At 35.0% G+C, this 19137-nt stretch carries 16 protein-coding genes; 10 read left to right on the forward strand and 6 right to left on the reverse strand.

Translation table 11 applies throughout. The features are described 5' to 3' along the window. Window positions 1-177: 177 nt before the first annotated feature. The 5 genes from alaS to CLV00_RS07295 all read left to right on the forward strand — a co-directional run bounded on the left by alaS (window position 178) and on the right by CLV00_RS07295 (window position 6543). Window positions 178-2814, forward strand: a complete 2637-nt coding sequence (gene alaS, locus CLV00_RS07275; protein WP_099714493.1) for an alanine--tRNA ligase — start codon at window positions 178-180, stop codon at window positions 2812-2814. A 242-nt stretch (window positions 2815-3056) separates the two neighbouring features. After that, window positions 3057-3836 (forward strand): hypothetical protein, encoded by a 780-nt coding sequence (locus CLV00_RS07280; protein WP_099714494.1) that lies wholly within the window; start codon window positions 3057-3059, stop codon window positions 3834-3836. A gap of 135 nt (window positions 3837-3971) precedes the next feature. Then, window positions 3972-4829 (forward strand): hypothetical protein, encoded by an 858-nt coding sequence (locus tag CLV00_RS07285; protein ID WP_099714495.1) that lies wholly within the window; start codon window positions 3972-3974, stop codon window positions 4827-4829. A gap of 134 nt (window positions 4830-4963) precedes the next feature. Then, entirely contained in the window at window positions 4964-5920 is a 957-nt protein-coding gene (locus tag CLV00_RS07290) for a GSCFA domain-containing protein (RefSeq protein ID WP_099714496.1), read from the forward strand. Window positions 5921-5922: 2 nt separating this feature from the next. Continuing rightward, a complete protein-coding gene (locus tag CLV00_RS07295) occupies window positions 5923-6543 on the forward strand; it encodes a DUF4230 domain-containing protein (RefSeq protein WP_099714497.1) in 621 nt (206 codons plus the stop codon). 58 nt (window positions 6544-6601) lie between these two features. Here the strand turns inward: CLV00_RS07295 and CLV00_RS07300 are convergent, their stop codons facing one another. From CLV00_RS07300 to CLV00_RS16395, 6 genes are all read right to left on the reverse strand, one after another. Next, window positions 6602-8359 carry an aromatic amino acid hydroxylase gene (locus CLV00_RS07300; protein WP_099714498.1) on the reverse strand — a complete coding sequence of 586 codons (1758 nt, stop codon included), beginning with the start codon at window positions 8357-8359 and terminating at the stop codon, window positions 6602-6604. 223 nt (window positions 8360-8582) lie between these two features. Beyond that, complete coding sequence (locus CLV00_RS07310) at window positions 8583-9740, reverse strand: esterase-like activity of phytase family protein (protein WP_233206868.1); 1158 nt, start codon at window positions 9738-9740, stop codon at window positions 8583-8585. Between the two features lie 38 nt (window positions 9741-9778). After that, window positions 9779-10180 carry a group III truncated hemoglobin gene (locus CLV00_RS07315; protein WP_099714501.1) on the reverse strand — a complete coding sequence of 134 codons (402 nt, stop codon included), beginning with the start codon at window positions 10178-10180 and terminating at the stop codon, window positions 9779-9781. A 60-nt stretch (window positions 10181-10240) separates the two neighbouring features. Then, window positions 10241-10777: a DUF4136 domain-containing protein gene (locus CLV00_RS07320; protein ID WP_099714502.1), complete on the reverse strand. Its 537-nt coding sequence runs from the start codon at window positions 10775-10777 to the stop codon at window positions 10241-10243. Window positions 10778-10826: 49 nt separating this feature from the next. Then, window positions 10827-12809 carry a urocanate hydratase gene (locus CLV00_RS07325; protein ID WP_099714503.1) on the reverse strand — a complete coding sequence of 661 codons (1983 nt, stop codon included), beginning with the start codon at window positions 12807-12809 and terminating at the stop codon, window positions 10827-10829. A 204-nt stretch (window positions 12810-13013) separates the two neighbouring features. Continuing rightward, complete coding sequence (locus CLV00_RS16395) at window positions 13014-13190, reverse strand: DUF5522 domain-containing protein (RefSeq protein WP_158234588.1); 177 nt, start codon at window positions 13188-13190, stop codon at window positions 13014-13016. A 123-nt stretch (window positions 13191-13313) separates the two neighbouring features. Here CLV00_RS16395 and CLV00_RS07330 point away from each other — a divergent pair, with 123 nt between their 5' ends. The 5 genes from CLV00_RS07330 (at window position 13314) to hemL (ending at window position 19131) form a co-directional block, all read left to right on the forward strand. Then, on the forward strand, window positions 13314-13655 hold the full coding sequence (locus tag CLV00_RS07330; protein ID WP_099714504.1) for a hypothetical protein: 342 nt from the start codon (window positions 13314-13316) through the stop codon (window positions 13653-13655). 437 nt (window positions 13656-14092) lie between these two features. After that, window positions 14093-15928 carry a T9SS type A sorting domain-containing protein gene (locus CLV00_RS07335; RefSeq protein WP_099714505.1) on the forward strand — a complete coding sequence of 612 codons (1836 nt, stop codon included), beginning with the start codon at window positions 14093-14095 and terminating at the stop codon, window positions 15926-15928. An 86-nt stretch (window positions 15929-16014) separates the two neighbouring features. Next, the gene (locus CLV00_RS07340; protein ID WP_099714506.1) at window positions 16015-16911 is read left to right on the forward strand and encodes a 1-aminocyclopropane-1-carboxylate deaminase/D-cysteine desulfhydrase; all 897 of its coding nucleotides are present in this window, start codon (window positions 16015-16017) and stop codon (window positions 16909-16911) included. Further along, window positions 16904-17812, forward strand: coding sequence for a glucosaminidase domain-containing protein (locus tag CLV00_RS07345; RefSeq protein WP_099714507.1), 909 nt, complete (start codon window positions 16904-16906; stop codon window positions 17810-17812). The genes CLV00_RS07340 and CLV00_RS07345 overlap by 8 nt, the downstream gene beginning before the upstream one ends. Before the next feature lie 32 nt (window positions 17813-17844). Continuing rightward, a complete protein-coding gene (gene hemL / locus CLV00_RS07350) occupies window positions 17845-19131 on the forward strand; it encodes a glutamate-1-semialdehyde 2,1-aminomutase (RefSeq protein ID WP_099714508.1) in 1287 nt (428 codons plus the stop codon). Window positions 19132-19137 lie beyond the last annotated feature (6 nt).

The following is a 19137-nucleotide window of genomic DNA, read 5'->3' on the forward strand; positions in this document are numbered from 1 at the left end:
GGAGCTTATCCCGAGACTTCGGGAGTCGCTCTGCCATCTCAAGAAAAAATAAATCTATAAATCTCGAAGCTTTTCACTGCTATCTGGGGCAAAAAATGTTGATTTGATTATTTGGTCATTCGTTTATGCGACACAGCCGATTAACCAAATTAACAAATAACCGAACAAACAATAAAAATGAAATCACAAGACGTACGTAAACAATTTCTGGATTTTTTTGCATCAAATGGACACTTAATCGTTCCATCGGCACCCATAGTTCTAAAGGATGATCCAACACTGATGTTCAACAACTCAGGAATGGCGCAGTTCAAAGAATATTTTCTGGGGAACGGAACTCCAAAAAGCACCAGAATTGCCGATACGCAAAAATGTCTTCGTGTTTCAGGAAAACATAATGACTTAGAAGATGTAGGTTTTGATACGTATCACCACACCATGTTTGAAATGTTGGGGAACTGGTCTTTTGGTGATTATTTCAAAAAAGAAGCCATCAACTGGGCTTGGCAACTTTTGACAGAAGTGTATAAAATTCCAAAAGAAAACTTATATGTTTCCGTTTTCGAAGGAAATCCGGATGAAAACGTACCGTTCGATCAGGAAGCTTGGGACATTTGGAAGGAATTGATCGATGAAGACCGAATCATTCTTGGAAACAAGAAAGACAACTTCTGGGAAATGGGAGATCAAGGTCCGTGTGGTCCATGTTCAGAAATTCACGTTGACATTCGTTCTGCAGAAGAAAAAGCTTTAGTTTCAGGAAAAAATTTGGTAAACAATGACCATCCGCAAGTTGTGGAAATCTGGAACAATGTATTTATGGAGTTCAACCGTAAAGCCGATGGTTCTTTAGAAAAACTGCCTGCAAAACACGTTGATACCGGAATGGGATTTGAGCGTTTGTGTATGGCATTGCAAGGAAAAACTTCGAATTATGATACCGATGTTTTTACGCCACTTATTGAAAAGGTAGAGCAAATTACAGGATTAAAATACACTTCAAACGAAGTTTTAAATATCAGCGAAGAGCAAAACAAAACCAATATTGCTATTCGTGTAGTAGTTGATCACGTTCGCGCGGTAGCTTTTGCTATTGCCGACGGACAATTGCCCTCAAACACAGGAGCTGGTTACGTAATTCGTAGAATTTTACGTCGTGCAATTCGTTACGGATTTACGTTCTTGAACACCAAAGAACCTTTCATCAATCAATTGGTTGCTGTTTTGGCGAATCAAATGGGGGAATTTTTCCCGGAAATCAAATCGCAACAACAATTGGTTACCAATGTGATTCGTGAAGAAGAAGCTTCTTTCTTGAGAACATTAGACCAAGGATTACAATTATTAGAAAATGTAGTTGCCGAAACTAAAGGTTCAACTGTTTCTGGAACAAAAGCATTTGAATTATACGATACTTTCGGATTTCCAATTGACTTAACTGCATTGATTCTTAGAGAAAAAGGATTCGAACTGGACGAAGCTGGTTTTAATGCTGCTATGCAAGAACAAAAAAATCGTTCCCGTGCAGCATCAGAAGTTTCTACCGAAGACTGGTCAGTGTTGATTCCTGGAAATGTAGAAACATTTGTAGGGTATGATCAATCAGAAAGTGACGTGAAAATCACTCGTATCCGTAAAGTTGACAGTAAAAAAGATGGTGTTTTATACCAAATTGTTTTAGATAATACGCCATTCTATCCAGAAGGTGGAGGTCAAGTGGGTGATAAAGGAACGTTGGTTTCGGCAAATGAAACCATAGAAATCATCGACACTAAAAAGGAAAATAATCTGATTTTGCATTTTGCAAAAAAATTACCGGAAAATGTAAATGCTGGTTTTGTGGCTAAAGTAAATCAGGATTTGAGAAGTTTGTCTTCCAGAAATCACTCGGCTACTCACTTGATGCACCAAGCCTTGAGAAGTATTCTTGGAACGCACGTAGAACAAAAAGGATCTTTAGTAAATCCAAACTATTTGCGTTTTGACTTTTCGCATTTTGCTAAAATGACTGAAGCTGAATTGCAACAAGTGGAAGATTTTGTAAATGCAAGAATTCAAGAGCAATTACCTCTTATTGAAAGACGAAATATTCCTTTTGCACAAGCGGTTCAAGAAGGAGCGATGGCGCTTTTTGGAGAGAAATATGGTGATGAGGTTCGTGCGATTAAATTTGGCGAAAGCATGGAATTATGCGGAGGAATCCACGTGAAAAACACAGCTGAAATCTGGCATTTCAAAATCGTTTCTGAAGGAGCGGTTGCTGCGGGAATTCGTCGTATTGAAGCCATTACAAGTGATGCGGTAAAAGCACATTTCGCATCGTATGAAAGCACATTGAATGAAGTAAAAACAGCCTTGAAAAATCCTCAGGATATTTTGAAAGCCGTTCATTCGATGCAAGAAGAAAATGCAAAATTGTCCAAACAAATCGAGGCTTTGGTAAAAGATAAAGTTAAAAATTTGAAAGCGAGTTTAATTGCTGAAATACAGGAAATAAACGGTGTTCAATTCTTAGCTAAACAGGTCGATTTGAATCCAGAAGGAGCAAAAGATTTGGCTTATGAATTGGGGAATTTAGGGAATAATGTATTTTTGGTTTTAGCTACAGCCGATGAAGAAAAACCAATGTTAACTTGTTATGTTTCTAAAGAATTAGTCGCGGAGAAAAACCTAAATGCTGGACAAGTTGTTCGTGAATTGGGTAAATTTATCCAAGGTGGCGGTGGTGGACAACCGTTTTTTGCAACAGCAGGAGGGAAGAATGTCGCAGGAATTCAGCAAGCTTTAGAAAAAGCAATTGAGTTTGTAAAGTAGAACCAAATTTATAATTTATAATAGAAACCCTTTTAGGACAGATGTTCTAAAAGGGTTTGTTTTTTGTTTAATACCTTATTTTATAGTATTTGCGTGACGTTACAATTAGATTTGAAAATAGTAGTTTAACCGAAATATAGGGATTGTAGCGATGAATATTGTAGCTTTTATTTTATTTTTCTAGGTTTGAATGATGTAGCGCTAAAACCTTAGATAAAGGCGAATACGATTTATTTAATATAATGAAAAAGACAAAAAACATATTTTTGGTATTATCAATTTTTGTAATGACACTTTGTTCGTGTTCAAATGATAATGACGATAGTGTAAAATTGCTAAAAAAAGTTGTTGAGACTTCAGCGCAAGGAACTTCAGAAACAATGTTGTTTGCTTATAATGGAACTGAAATAGTTCGTATTGATGGTGCTCAGAAGCGTACTGATTTTACGTATACCGATGGTTTAATAACGAAAACTGTAGTGCTAAATAAAACAAATCAACAAAGTGAGACTATTGAATACAGTTATCTTGAAGGAAAATTGGTTGAAGTTGAATCTTTAGGTAATTTCAGAATAAAATACAGTCATAATTCAGATAAGACCGTTTCTTATCAAAAATTCACGATTGGTTCAGGAAATCAGGAGGTAAAAGAATTTCACGGAATATTGTATTTTGAAAATGAAAATTTGATTAAAGAGGAAAGAGTTTTAGATACTACGCCAGTAGGAATAACTTCAAGTGAGAGTATAACTTTTGACTATGATGCTAAAAATAATCCGTTGTTTAATATCTTAGGATATAAGAAATTATTAGACTATATGGAGACCATATCCTCTAATAACAGTTTAATAAATACAGTAATTGCAACTACTACAAATGGAGATCAAGTATTATCGTTAGCTAATTTTTACAAAAGTTCCTTTAAATATGATTCTGAGAATTATCCAACAGAACAGGTTTCGGAAACAGCACTTTTTGCTAATGGAAATAGAGGATATCTGAAAACACAATACTTCTACTAGTGTAAGAAATACTCACTGATACTTCCAGACATAAATCAAAACTCAAATATCGAATTAAAAAGATATTTGAGTTTTTTTATACAATTAATAGTGTTAAATTATTTTTTATAGTTTAATTTTATTAAAAATTATAATATGAAAAAAATAACTTTAATCTTAAGTGTTTTGATGCTAGTGTCATCATGTTCAAGTGATAGTAGTAGTGAAAGTGATACACCTGTAACGCCATCATCAATACTCGTCAAAAAAATTATTGAATTAGATAAGGATGGAAAAGAAATGAGCACGACTGATTTTGTTTACAACGGGAACAAAATTGTCAGTGAAGTTATAGCAAAAAAAGATCTTTCGGTAGTTGGGAACATAGGCTTTTTGTATAATTATAAGACTGAATATACTTATACGGGTAATTTAATCACTAGTATAAAAGTAAAAAATATTATTGCTAATCAGGATAAACTTGTTCTGAAAACAGATTTTTTGTACGATAGTAACGAAGATTTAATTTCTTCTACCAGAGAACAATATTTTGACACGTTTAAAGGTATATTGAGAGTAGTATATGCTAAAATAAATACTAATACAGTTAATTGTAAAATGTATTCCAGTGATTCAAGAGATAATATGGAAACACTTGTATGGGAGGGTAAGTTTTCTTTTGATGTAAACAAAAATCTTATTAAATCAGAGTCTTTGGATGCTAGTTTTCTTTTTGGCAGTTTTGAATACGATACGAAATCGAATCCTAAAAAGGGTGTTTTAGGTTTAAATAAGATTATGTTTCAAGAGATTCCACCTCTTTATAATGTCTCAGCTTTACAATATCATTTACATAAGTTTAATAATGTTTTGAAATCTAATATTTCGGGCTCTTTCCCTAAATTTAATCAATATACGTATAATGCTAATGGATATCCAAGTGAGATGAAAGAGTATTATATCTATAATGGAAACAATATTCACGATGTAACTTTTCAATATTTTTATGAATAAATTTTTGAGTTTATAGGATTGATAAACCCTTTCAAAGTTTAAAACTCTGAAAGGGTTTTTTATACCAATGAAAAAAGAACTAAACCTCATTTAATTCGCTAAAATTATTCAAATTTGTAGCAAATAAAATAGCAATGCAATTCAGAACCCAAATTCCCATTCCTAAAAGTGATTATCCAATAGATTATAATGCTACTATTATGTCTTTAGGCTCTTGTTTTGCGGTAAATATGGCGGAGAAATTGGACTATTTCAAATTTAAAAACAGCTGTAATCCAGTTGGGATTTTGTTTCATCCGCTAGCGATTGAAAAGTTAATTGATTTTGCAGTTTCAGGAAAGCAATTTACAGAAAACGATATTTTTTTTCACAATGAACGGTGGCATTGTTTTGATGTACATTCAGATTTGAGTAATTCAAATAAAGAGGAATTAGTAGCATCATTAAACACAATAATCAAATCAACAAATCAACAAATAACCGAATCAACGCATTTTGTCATCACGTATGGAACCTCTTGGGTTTATCGTAATATAGAAAGCGATTCTATTGTGGCGAATTGCCATAAAGTACCTCAAAAACAGTTCAAGAAAGAATTACTTTCTGTTGAGGAAATAAAAGATAGTATAGCAAATACACTAGAATTAATTCATGCTGTAAATCCAAATTGCACTATTATTTTTACGGTTTCGCCGGTGCGCCACATTAAAGACGGTTTTGTAGAAAATCAATGGAGTAAAGCCAACTTAATTTCTGCAATTCACGATGTTCTGAATACTGAGCACTGTAAACTGAGTACTGAATATTTTCCCAGCTACGAAATCATGATGGATGAACTTCGGGATTACCGTTTTTATGCCGAAGATATGTTGCATCCCAATCAAGTGGCAATCGATTATATCTGGAAACGTTTCAAGGAAACTACTATTTCTGAAACTGCTTTTGCTGTGATGGATGAAGTAGAAAATATTCAAAAAAGTCTTTCACACAAGCCTTTTAATCCAGATTCTGAAAGTCATTTAAAGTTCGAGACCAAAGTCAGAGAAAAAATCACTAAATTGGAGAATCAATATTCATTCATGAAATTTTAATTATGCTTAGAAGAATACTTATTGGAATAGGAGTTATTGTTGGAATATTTTTATTGTTCAAATTCTGTGATTTTAAGAAAAACGATGATGAAGACATCACGTACAACACGAATCTCATTCAGCAACAAATTCTAAACGTTGGAAAATTGGTAGTTACTGAAGGTCATTTTTCGGAAGTTATCACCTATAAAAATCAGCAAAAATATTTGTTGGACATGCTTTCTTTCGAGAAAAAAGCCTTGGTTGTCGTCAATGCCGATGTGACTGTAGCGTATGATTTGCACAAAATGAAATACGATATCGATGAAAAGAATAAAACCATCACAATTGTAAGTATTCCAAAAGAGGAAATAAAAATAAGTCCTGATATTCAGTTTTATGATGTAGAACAAAGTAAATTGAATCCGTTTACGGGAGATGATTACAATAAAATCAACAAATCGGTAAAAGCGAATCTGGCGAAGAAAATAGAAAAATCATCGTTGAAAACAAATGCTCAAAATCGCTTGATAAGCGAATTATCTAAAATATTGATTCTGACCAATACCATGGGGTGGAAATTGCAATACGAAGGAAAGGTTATCGAAAGCGAGAAAGATTTTGGGCAAAAAATAAAATTATAATTAAAAAAAGAACCGCAGATTAACCCATTTAATAATTTGCGAATCTGCGGTTCCTTTTTTAAGCTTTCTCTTTATCGAAAATCAAGTCCAAACCACCAGCAATCAAATGGGCTACTTCGGGTCTTTTTACTTTCAATTGATCAAGATAAACCATTATTTCCTGTAGTAATTGCGGTTCGTTTCGGTCCTTCAAAAGCTCTGCGATTTCAACAGCTAACAACCAGTCGTTTGGATGATTGGTGTGTAATTTATCAAAAATTGGAGCTAAAGAAGTTTCTGTATCCTTTGTTTCTCTTATGTTTCGAATCGTTTGGTATAAAACCTCTAAATCATCGCGTTCCGCCGTATGTTTCGCTTTGATGGTTTTGCTTGTTGGAACATGCGAAATCAAATCAAAACTATTCACATCAGCAGGACCTGAAAATGCTGAAATCACTTTTTTACCTACAGCCATATCATAAATTCCCCATTCCGGCTGGAACAAAATAGTTTCTCCGTGTGTCACGATACAATTCTTTAAACTGATTAAAATAATCTCTCCGTGCAGGTTTCTCGATCCGGTAATAATTTCCCCTTTTACGGTGATATCACCTTCAAAATCTAAAGTTACAGTTTTACTTTCAGTGATGGAATAAGCGCTTAAATCTCTTGGACTCATGTCTTCAATTGCGAGATTTATTCCTTTAAGTTTTCCAATTGGACTTCCAAAACCTTCGGCATGTTTGCCAGTTCCATGACCTACTAACTCTTTTTCACGGTATGATAATGCTGTTTTTCCGGTTGTTTGGATATAAACGGGTTTTCCTTCTTCTTCAATAACATTGGTGAAAATGCCCGAAATCTGAACTCCGGTACTCAATTCAATTGTTCCTAAAGCATTGGAATGAATCAGTTTATTAATTCCGGATAATCCTCCGGTACGCAACGCCATTTTATTGGCAAACTCTTCCAAAACCAAGCTTAAATAAGCAAAATCTGGAGTAACGTAAAGTTGCGGTTGCAGTTTTGTAATATCAAAACTCTGGTTCGCTGCAGATATATCGTAAGGTATTTTCTTCACATTGTCCGTCATGCACCACGCACTTTCACCAATAGACGAAAGCAGTCCGGCACCATAAATTTTTGGATTGTCAATAGTTCCAATCAAACCGTATTCCACAGTCCACCAATGCAGGTTTCTGATTTGCGCCATTTCCGATAATTCGCCCATATTATTCTGCAAATCTTCCACTGCTTTTTCGGCAGCATCAATATCGGCTTGCGGTGTATCTTCAGCTTCTTTCAAGATTGAAAGCAGTCTGATAGCTTCATACATTTGGTAATCTTTATGCGAAGAAATCGCTTTACAGCCTATTTCCCCAAAACGACGCAGGTATTCCGCATATTCCGGATTGGCAATAATGGGCGCATGACCGGCTCCTTCGTGAATAATATCCGGCGCGGGCGTGTATTCTATATGTTCGAGTTGGCGAATGTCAGAAGCAATTACAAGCACATTATACGCCTGAAACTCCATAAAAGCATTAGGCGGAATAAATCCATCCACGGCAACTGCTGCCCAACCTATTTCGGTCAAAATGCGGTTCATTCCATACATACTCGGAATGTTGTCAATTTCGATTCCTGTTTTTTTCAAACCTTCCAAGTAGGAACTGTGGGCTACTTTTGATAAGTAATCTACATTTTTGCGCATCACATAACGCCAAACCGCTTGATTTATGGGCGTGTAATCGCTATAATCCTGAGGTTTAATGAATTGTTTTAGGTGCTTTGGCAATCGGTCTAATAACGGATTGCTTTCTATAGTTGAGTTCATATCGAAAACGTTGTAGTTCTACTGCAAAAGTACGAATTTCAGGAGCTATTTCCCGCTTTTCATTGCAAGTTTTTGCAAACCCGTTTGTTTTTCTACCGTTCCCGCAGGAGCTTCCTTTGGTCGCTCTGCAGCAACAAGAAAGACCAAAACGGCTTTCGCAAAAAGCTTTTCATTGCAATCGGGGCTAGGGGAGTTTTGTAAATAATAGCTTTTTTTTGATTTATTACTTAATAAACTCAAACACCAAAATCTGCGTTTTTTGTTTATCAGAAAAATTATTATCCGAAACAAAAATGAGAGATGGATTACCATTTGATAATTTTGGTCCAAAAGTAAGCCCTTCAATATTATCAATAAAAATTCCCAAATCATCCATGTTTAGTATCAGTTTTTTAGAAGCTAATTCCAATTTTTGGTTTTGCAAGGAAGGGTGATTTGTAACGTTAGTTGCCTTTTTCAAATCACACAAAAATACTTTTACCGTGCAGGCTTGTGTTCCGGTCGAGTAGGAGCGTTCCACAACTAGCAATTGGTTTTTACCATAATACTGAATTGCCGAAATACCATTTACAGCAAAAGCTCCTTTCGGATTTGGTTCAAGCGCAATAGGTTCCAGTTGATAACCGTACTGAGCTGTGTTCTTTTTTGTTTTGGCATCAAATTGATACAACCGAATCAAACCTCCTTTGCTGGTATTGGCTTGGTCACCGTCTTCAAATAAAGGTTCTTCAATGTTGGTATAGATATTTCTATACTTTTTATCAAAAGTTATCCCTTCTAAAGTGCCATTATTTCGTGGACCTTTTTCTTCTTTCTGCATTTTTAAATTTTCAAGAAGTGTAACATTTCCAAGAAAATCGCCTTTTAAATTCATGAAGTTCAGGGAAGGATTTTGTAAAACCTCTTTATCTGCAGTTATCACTCGTGCGCCTTCGCTGCTCCAAACTAAAGTGTTCGTTTTTGGATTGAATCGGATGTCTTCTGGATCTGATGAAGTAGTTGGACTGTTATTCCAATTACCATAACTATTTCCAGTTTCATCTTTCAAATAAGTTACGTTTTGAAAAGCAAAACTTTTTATTTTGTCTTCGGACAAATTAATCTTTGCGGTATAAAATCTGGAATCATTAAAAACGGATCGATCATCACATATCAAGTAATACAAATCGTTTTTTGCATCATAATCTATTCCGGATAATCCGCCCACTTTTGTATTTTGAAACGTTTCATCAAATGGAATTTCAATCGAACTGATTAGTTTTAAGTTTGGTGTTGTTCTGTTTTCAGGCGTTTGTTTTAAATTGGAACAAGAAAAAAGAAAAGCAGGTAAAACAACAAGAAATAATAAATTGCGCATGTAAGAATGTATTATTATTGCCAAAAAGGAACTGATTTTGGATTAGAAAATAATTTTAAAAACTACGAATTGTTCGTTTGATTTTTCTCAAGATTACGGAAATAGTCAATTTTGTAATTGAACATTTCAGCCATATTTTTAGCACGTAGTTTCGCTTCTTCGGCTAATGGACCTGCAAATAAACTATCCGTAGTTTCCGTAAAAATTTCCATCCAGCGGTCAAAATGTTCTTTGGCAACCGGTAACTGTTTGTGCGGCGGAAATGGACTTCCGGAATAAGAATGGACTTCAAGCAAAATAGTTTGCCAAAAGCGATACATTTTTTCCAGATGTTCTGGCCAGCGGTTGCCTATTTTCTCGTTGAATATGGGACCAATAAATTCGTCTTTTTGAACTTTAGAATAAAAAGTATCAACCAGTAATTTGATATCTTCGAATGTGGTAATGTCGTTAAATTGTGCCATGATTGGGTATAAAAAAAGCCTACGCAAAGGTAGGCTTTTATGTTGAAATGTAATGGTAAACTATTTTGCTTTCGGTGGAAATTGCTCTAAAATTTTTGCGACAAATTCATTGATTTGTTTTTCTTTTTCAGTGCGATTTTCAGTCAGATACCCAACACCTTCACCTTGCCAAACCAATTCTTTTTTCTTGGCATCAATTAAATCAATATACAATGTTCCTTCAGTTGAAGAGGAAACATAGGTACTTCGACCTCCCCATAAATAAGGATTCCATCCGTAACCCCATCCATAGCCCCAACCGGCATTGTATTGGTTTACGTCTATTCGTTCTCTTTCTTTGGTAAGAATATTAATCAGCAAATCTGGATTTTCACTTTTGGTCATCCCTTTTTTGCTTAATTCTCGGTCTATGGCATTAAGGATTCTTTTTTTATCCAATTCTGAAATTTCAACTCGATCGATGCCTTTCTTATGGAAAGCATACGTTTTATATTGGCTAAAATCTACATTATTATCATAATCGGAATACACTCTTACGGAACTGCAAGAGGCAGCTATAAAAAGTAGGAGTACTGGAAGGAGTTTAATTGCTTTCATGGGTTAGTTATTTGATTACTATATGTTTACTAAAGTTACGTTCAAATTTTTAAAAATCCAACAAATTGTCGGCTACTATATTAGGGATGGTCACTTTCAATAAAGGTTGCGTCTCCATCGCTCTTTTTATTGCAAATAATGCTCCGTCATTTCTAGCCCAGCTTCTTCTGGAAATTCCATTGTTTACATCCCAGAAAAGCATTGATTCTAAACGTCTTGAAGCTTCTTTAGATCCATCAAGAACCATACCAAATCCACCGTTTATTACCTCGCCCCAGCCTACGCCACCGCCATTGTGAATGGATACCCAAGTAGCACCTCGAAAGCTGTCTCCAATGACATTTTGTATCGCCATATCAGCTGTAAATCTTGAGCCGTCATAAATATTTGAAGTTTCTCTGTATGGAGAATCTGTACCGGAAACATCATGGTGATCCCTGCCTAAAACGACAGTTCCTATTTCGCCTTTTGCAATCGCCTGATTAAAAGCTTCGGCAATTTTAACACGACCTTCAGCATCAGCATAAAGGATTCTGGCTTGGGAACCTACGACTAATTTATTTTCTTGTGCGCCTTTTATCCAATGAATATTGTCCTGCATTTGTTGCTGAATTTCTTCGGGAGCTGTTTTTGCCATTTCTTCCAAAACCTGACAAGCGATTAAATCTGTTTGGGCTAAATCTTCTGGTTTTCCCGAAGCACAAACCCATCGAAAAGGGCCAAAACCATAATCAAAACACATAGGTCCCATGATATCCTGTACGTAACTCGGATACCTGAAATCGATATGATTCTCTGCCATAACATCAGCACCGGCACGTGAAGCTTCTAATAAAAAAGCATTTCCATAATCAAAGAAATACGTTCCTTTTGCCGTGTGTTTATTGATAGCAGTAGTGTGACGGCGTAATGTTTCCTGCACTTTTGTTTTAAATAAATCGGGATTATCAGCCATCATTTCATTTGCTTCTTCAAAGGATATGTCAGCTGGATAATAACCACCCGCCCAAGGATTATGTAGCGAGGTCTGATCGGAACCTAAATCGATATGGATGTTTTCTTTATCAAATTTTTCCCAAACGTCTACTACATTTCCAAGATATCCGATGGAAACGACTTCTTTATTGGCTTGCGCCAAAGTGATTCTTTTCACGAGTTCTTCCACGTTTTCTATCACTTCATTTATCCATCCTTGACTGTGGCGAATGTGCGTTATTTTTGGGTTTACTTCGGCACAGACAGTGATGCAACCGGCAATATTTCCGGCCTTTGGTTGTGCGCCAGACATTCCGCCTAATCCGGAAGTGACGAATAAACCACCTTTTGGACTGCGTTTTATTTTACGAAAACCGTTCAAAACGGTGATTGTTGTTCCGTGTACAATTCCCTGAGGACCTATGTACATGTAACTTCCGGCTGTCATTTGCCCGTATTGAGAAACACCTAATGCATTCATTTTTTCCCAATCGTCCGGTTTAGAATAATTAGGAATTACCATTCCGTTAGTTACGACAACTCGCGGAGCTTCTTTATGGGAAGGAAACAATCCCATTGGGTGGCCGGAATACATGGTCAGAGTTTGTTCCTCGGTCATTTCCGATAAGTATTGCATCGTCAAAAGATATTGTGCCCAGTTTTGAAAAACGGCTCCATTTCCACCATACGTAATTAACTCATGTGGATGTTGTGCCACGGCATAATCCAAATTGTTTTGAATCATCAGCATAATTGCTTTGGCCTGCTCACATTTTCCTGGATATTCATTAATTGGACGCGCACGCATTTCATAATCGGGGCGCAAACGGTACATATAAATACGCCCGTAGCTTTCCAGTTCTTCTGAGAATTCTTTGATTAATTCAGCGTGATGTTGCGGTTCAAAATAACGCAAGGCATTGCGTAACGCCAGTTTTTTTTCTTCTGTCGAAAGGATTTCTTTGCGCTTTGGTGCGTGATTGATGTCTATTTCGTATGGTTTTGGTTTTGGTAAAACCGATGGAATTCCTTGTTGTATTTGCTCTTGAAAAGTCATTTTTAGATTTTGATTCGTTACTTTTTTTGTTGATTCGTTTTAGAAGTTCAGACTTCTTATAAAAAATGAAACAACTAAGGATAACGAATATCCGACCTATGGTAGGATTTGTGAATTTTGATTCTATATTTCTGTAAACAAATATCCATTTTTATTTGTGGTTTTTGAAACTGACGTTTTCTTATTTTGAATTCTTAAATGAGTTTACTTTTTGTTGGTTCCTGTTTTTTTATCAAAACCATACGGACAATGACGACAACCACTTTTACAGCAATAACCACGTTTTAAATGGTATTTTTCAGTAAAACATTTATAGCCTTCGGGTGTGTAATAGAAATCTTCCCCCTCTATCAATTTATTTTCATTACTTTCGTCAATCATATTTGGGATTATTCTATTGTAAAATTTATTTGGATTACTAATTCATTAAAATCAACTCAAACGATTGAGATTTTCATTAAATAGAACCATTTTATCATTACAAATTTATAAATTTTATAGCGAATGTTTCTGATTGTTGCTAAATATTTAATTCCTAAAGGATATCGTGGATTGGCTGTATTTCCTTTTGTATTTGTAAAATATGAAATGGATAAAAGAAATAGCGTTTTTGTAAATCACGAGAAAATTCATCTTCGTCAGCAGGCAGAATTATTAATACTTCCCTTTTTTATTTGGTATCTCTTAGAGTATTGTTTTCGATTGATTCAGTATAAAAATGCAAATCTTGCTTATAGAAATATAAGTTTCGAAAGAGAAGCTTATGCGAATGAATCAAATTTTGAATACCTAAAAAACAGACCTTCTTTTCGATTCTTAAAATATTTAGACATAAAAAAGGAATAGTCTTTCGAGAATCATTTGGTTACATTCGATTGTATTTTATCGCTTTTTGTTTGTTGAGTTAAAACAATTCTACAGTATTAACTTACAGGGTTTTAAATATTTTTTTATAAGAAATCGTTAAATGGTTAATTCTTATTTTTTAAATTTTAAATTGTAAGAAATTATATATTTAAAATTAAAAAAGATGTATTTAATCGATTATTTATACTTTTTATCGGTATTTATACTGATTCCTATTCTATTTTTTTTGTAACTTTAAATAAAAATAACTCAAAACAGCTTTTATTAGCTGAAATACTTGATTTAGGAATGTGTTTTTAGACCTTTTAAGGCTAAAGAAGATTTCATTTTTTAATATTAAAGTGGCATTATTTCAGGTATAATGTCTTTATAAAAAATATAATTTATTTCATACAAATTAATTTAAATGCTGGCTTATGGACTCAAAATTACTTAAACGAACACTATTGATTGTTACTGGATTATTTTTGCAGAACAATGTAAATGCCCAGATGTATGTAAGTCCTAATAGTTATGTTTTTGCAAATAACCAAGTGGTTTTTGTGAAACAGCAACTGGAGTTAAATGCTGCCAGCAGTAATTTCTATTTAAGGACGGATGCTCAGTTGGTTCAAGGTGCTACATCAGGAAGTGCTAATAAAGGTCTTGGAAGCTTGTCCGTTTTTCAGGAAGGAACAACAAACAATTATCAATTTGATTATTGGTGTTCTCCAGTTGGGGGCAGTAATGCAATTGCAGGAAATTCTGCTTTTGGAATCACGCAGCTAAAAGATATTGTAGATGTGACAAATAGTACCAACTCAACTCCTTTGGCAATGAATAATTACGATGGAACTGCAAGTCCATTTGCAATTGCACCCTATTGGATTTTTAAGTTAACTGCTTCATCAAACTATTCAGATTGGATTCAGGTTGGATCAACTTCCAATATTAATGCAGGAGAAGGATTTACTATGAAAGGGAGTTCAGGGACTAATTTAACAACAATAAATGGAGTTCAAAACAATCCTGGAGGTGTACAGCGCTACGATTTTAGAGGCAAACCAAATGATGGGACTATTTCTGTTCCAGTAGCATTTGAGCAATTTACATTGACAGGAAATCCTTATCCATCGGCAATAGATTTGTCTGCTTTTTTAATTGAACAAACGCATTGTACCGGAATTGCTTATTTCTGGGAACAGGATAAAACAGTTGATTCCCATTTTATTGCGGATTATAAAGGCGGATATGGCGCTTTTTCTCCAGGTACTCTTGGGAGTACAGGGATATACGTGCCAGCTACTTTTTATTCCTATGATGGTTCTGGGAATGAAGGATCGGCTTCTGGTGTAGGAGGAGATTATGAAAGACGTTTTTCTCCTATTGGACAAGGTTTCATGATTGATGGATTGGTTAACGGAACTGTAGAGATGAAAAATAGCTATAGGGTTTTTGTTAAAGAAGGCGCATTAAATTTTTCTGAATTTGAAAGAAATATAAATTCAAATAAAACAAAGACTACTTCGACTTACATGGCTGATATTCCATCAGTATCCGGGTTTGATTACAAAACCGTAAGTGTTTTACCAACACCTCAAATCCGATTTAATACCTTATTGAACAATCAAGGAGTTCGTCAAATTGTTCTGGCATTTGTTCCAGGTGCTACTGATGGAGTTGATCGTGCGATGGATGCAATATCTTCCAGTGATGATTGTCCGGCAGATGTTTATTTTGTGATAGATAACGATGAATATCTTATCAATGCAGTGAATTTTGATATGGATAAAAAGATTCCAATTGGTTTTAAAAATACAAATCAAGCTAATTTTAAGATTACAGTAAAGGGAATGTTGAATTTTACTGGAACCAATGCCGTTTATTTACACGATAAAACAACCGATTTATACCACGACATCAAAAACGATTTCTATGATTTGACATTGCCGGCAGGAGTAAACAATACACAATTTGAAATTACTTTTAAAAACAATGTTGCTTTAGGAGTTGACGAAACAGCTCGCCAAAGTTTTGTGGTTTATCAAAATAACACAACTAAGAACTTAACCATTAGTAATCCATTATTACTGGATCTTGCTACTTGCAATTTGTATGATGTAGCCGGAAAATTAATTTTTAATAAAAAAGATTTAGGATCGAATTCGTCTTATACCTTTTCTACTTCGGGACTTAGTGATGGAATTTATATCGTTAAAATAGCAAATAAAGATAAAATTGAAGTTGGTCAAAAAATAATTATCAGAAGATAAGAGTCAACATAAATGAAAAAAATGCAATCTGTAAGGGTTGCATTTTTATTAGATATAATTTTACCTTTGTGCCAAAATCACTTTCCTTGAATCAACAGGTAACATCTCCGTTTCTAAACTCTATTTCAGTAGCCATTAAACGGGAGGATTTGATTCACCCTTTTGTTTCCGGAAATAAATTCAGAAAGCTGAAATACAATTTGCTGCAAGCGAAAACGGAGCATTTTGAAACGCTACTTACTTTTGGAGGCGCTTTTTCAAATCATATCGCAGCAGTAGCTTTTGCAGGGAAAGAAAAAGGATTTAAAACCATAGGAATTATTCGTGGGGATGAATTAGGGAGTAAAATAGCAGAGAATCCCACATTGGCATTCGCTCAAAATTGCGGAATGCAATTGGAATTTATTTCTAGAGAAGAGTACCGCTTAAAAAGCGAGGCTTCATTTTTAGAGAAATTAAAACAGCAATTTGGCGATTTTTATCTAATACCTGAAGGAGGAACAAATGCTTTAGCCATCAAAGGGTGTCAAGAGATTCTAACTCCGGAAGATGCTGAATTTGATTATATTTGTTGCTCAATAGGAACAGGCGGTACTATTTCTGGAATTATTAACAGTGCTTTACCGCACCAAAAAGTTTTAGGATTTCCGGCTTTAAAAGGTGATTTTTTGAAAGAGGAAATTCGTAATTTTGTCCAAAATGAAAATTGGGACTTAATTACGGAGTATCATTTTGGGGGTTACGGGAAAGTAAATGAAGCCTTAATCGGATTCATTAATCAGTTTTACATGGAAAATCAGATTCCCTTGGACCCCATTTATACGGGAAAGATGGTTTTTGGCGTTATAGATTTAATTCAAAAAAACTATTTTCCTGCCGAATCAAAAATTTTACTAATTCATACAGGTGGAATTCAGGGAATTCAAGGAATGAATATGAAATTAAGAAACAAACAATTACCAACAATCAATATCAATGTTTAAAAAAATCCTACTGCTTCTTACCATAATTACTTTGATAGGTTGTAATGCCGCAAAACCTGTTATTGTAACAAAGAAAGCTCCCATAAAACCAAAACCAGAGGTAGTACGCACGATAAAAAAACCAGCTGCGTCAAATCCTGCCACTACAAGACCAACAGTTGCAAAACCGGTAAAAAAAGAACAAGGTAATCGGGAAACAGAAGTAATTGTTTCAACTTCAAAAACAGTGGTTACTAATGATGTTATTGTATCGTATATTTCTAAATTTAAAGAAATTGCGATGGGAAACATGAAAAATTATGGGATTCCCGCAAGTATTATTTTGGCTCAGGGGATTTTAGAATCAGGTGCAGGAAGAGGTGATTTAGCAATAAGTGCCAATAATCATTTTGGAATAAAATGTCACGTAGGATGGACAGGAGAAAGCGTTAAGCATGACGATGATTCTGACCAGGAGTGCTTTAGGAAATATGACAATCCTTCAGAATCCTTCAAAGATCACGCGTTATTTTTGACAGGAAGAAGCAGGTATTCCAAGCTGTTTGAATTCTCAAAAGGCGATTATAAAGCTTGGGCAAAAGGGCTAAGAGCTGCAGGTTATGCTACAGATCCAAAATATCCGGATAAGTTGATTTCTTATATTGAGCGCTACAATTTGCATCAATATGACAATCAGGTTTTAGATGTAAATTATGTGTCTAATGAAAAACAAATGGTTGAAGAATTAACGATTGAATCTAGAAATACAATCAATCAAGACTTATTTTCATACGTTGTTCAAAAAGGGGATACGCTGTATTCCATTTCAAAAAAATTCGATTTAAAGGTTGATGATTTAAAACAAAAAAATAATCTTTCTGACAATACACTTTCTATTGGACAGAGGTTGATGGTAAAATAATTGAAAAAATAACTATAATTCATAATTCATAAATGTTGTATAAAAGAAGCAGTCAGCTTTTTGCTGAAGCAGAAAAAGTAATTCCAGGAGGTGTAAATTCGCCAGTAAGAGCTTTTAAAGCGGTGGGTGGAACTCCAATTTTTGTCAAAAGTGCCAAAGGTGCTTATTTGTACGATGAAGATGGAAACCGTTTGATTGACTATATCAATTCTTGGGGACCGATGATTTTAGGACACGCTTACGAACCGGTAGTACAAGCCGTGATTGAGAAAGCTAAGTTAGGAACCTCATTTGGGATGCCAACAGAATTGGAAACTCAAATTGCAGCTTTGGCTGTTTCCATGGTTCCAAATATCGATAAAATTAGATTTGTAAATTCAGGTACCGAAGCCTGTATGAGTGCTGTAAGATTGGCTCGCGGATTTACCAAAAGAGATAAAATAATAAAATTTGCAGGTTGTTATCACGGTCATTCGGATTCGTTTTTAATCCAAGCCGGAAGTGGAGCAATTACTTTTGGTTCGCCAAACAGTCCCGGAGTTACAGCTGGAACGGCCAAAGATACTTTGCTTGCAAAATACAATGACTTAGAAAATGTAGCGACTTTAATTGAAGCCAATAAAAATGAAATTGCAGCTATAATCGTAGAACCTGTTGCGGGGAATATGGGTTGTATTCCGCCAAATAAAGGCTTTTTGGAAGGCTTGCGCCAATTGTGTACCGATAATGGAATTCTATTGATTTTTGATGAGGTTATGACTGGTTTCAGACTCGCTAGAGGTGGTGTTCAGGAATTATTCAATATAACTGCTGATATTGTTTGCTTCGGGAAAGTAATTGGTGGAGGATTGCCTGTTGGTGCTTTTGCTGCCCGTGAAGAAATTATGAATTACCTAGCTCCGTTAGGTCCCGTTTATCAGGCAGGAACATTGTCTGGAAATCCGTTGGCAATGGCGGCTGGATTGGCAATGTTGCAAGCTTTAGATACGGATCGTGCTATTTTTCAAAGATTAGAAGAGAAAACAGCGTATTTGGCTGCAGGAATTGATAAAGTGTTGAAAGCAAATAACGTTACATTTACAATCAACAGTATTGGATCGATGATTTCAGTTCATTTTGATGCTGCTCCGGTTGTTGATTTTCAAACCGCTGCAAACGGCGATAACGAAACGTTCAAGAAATTCTTTCACGGATTATTGCAAGAAGGAATTTATATTGCGCCCTCTGCTTATGAAACGTGGTTTATTACCGATGCATTAACGTATGAGGATTTAGATTTTACCATTCAAGCCATAGATAAAGTTTCGAAAGCATTTTAATAATAA

The organism is Flavobacterium sp. 11 (assembly GCF_002754315.1).
Classification (GTDB): Bacteria; Bacteroidota; Bacteroidia; order Flavobacteriales; family Flavobacteriaceae; genus Flavobacterium; species Flavobacterium algoritolerans.

Coding starts and splice junctions, on each gene's coding strand:
- alaS (WP_099714493.1), top strand. CDS start 178: ATGAAATCACAAGACGTACGTAAACAATTTCTGGATTTTTTTGCATCA.
- CLV00_RS07280 (WP_099714494.1), top strand. CDS start 3,057: ATGAAAAAGACAAAAAACATATTTTTGGTATTATCAATTTTTGTAATG.
- CLV00_RS07285 (WP_099714495.1), top strand. CDS start 3,972: ATGAAAAAAATAACTTTAATCTTAAGTGTTTTGATGCTAGTGTCATCA.
- CLV00_RS07290 (WP_099714496.1), top strand. CDS start 4,964: ATGCAATTCAGAACCCAAATTCCCATTCCTAAAAGTGATTATCCAATA.
- CLV00_RS07295 (WP_099714497.1), top strand. CDS start 5,923: ATGCTTAGAAGAATACTTATTGGAATAGGAGTTATTGTTGGAATATTT.
- CLV00_RS07300 (WP_099714498.1), bottom strand. CDS start 8,359: ATGAACTCAACTATAGAAAGCAATCCGTTATTAGACCGATTGCCAAAG.
- CLV00_RS07315 (WP_099714501.1), bottom strand. CDS start 10,180: ATGGCACAATTTAACGACATTACCACATTCGAAGATATCAAATTACTG.
- CLV00_RS07320 (WP_099714502.1), bottom strand. CDS start 10,777: ATGAAAGCAATTAAACTCCTTCCAGTACTCCTACTTTTTATAGCTGCC.
- CLV00_RS07325 (WP_099714503.1), bottom strand. CDS start 12,809: ATGACTTTTCAAGAGCAAATACAACAAGGAATTCCATCGGTTTTACCA.
- CLV00_RS16395 (WP_158234588.1), bottom strand. CDS start 13,190: ATGATTGACGAAAGTAATGAAAATAAATTGATAGAGGGGGAAGATTTC.
- CLV00_RS07330 (WP_099714504.1), top strand. CDS start 13,314: ATGTTTCTGATTGTTGCTAAATATTTAATTCCTAAAGGATATCGTGGA.
- CLV00_RS07335 (WP_099714505.1), top strand. CDS start 14,093: ATGGACTCAAAATTACTTAAACGAACACTATTGATTGTTACTGGATTA.
- CLV00_RS07345 (WP_099714507.1), top strand. CDS start 16,904: ATGTTTAAAAAAATCCTACTGCTTCTTACCATAATTACTTTGATAGGT.
- hemL (WP_099714508.1), top strand. CDS start 17,845: ATGTTGTATAAAAGAAGCAGTCAGCTTTTTGCTGAAGCAGAAAAAGTA.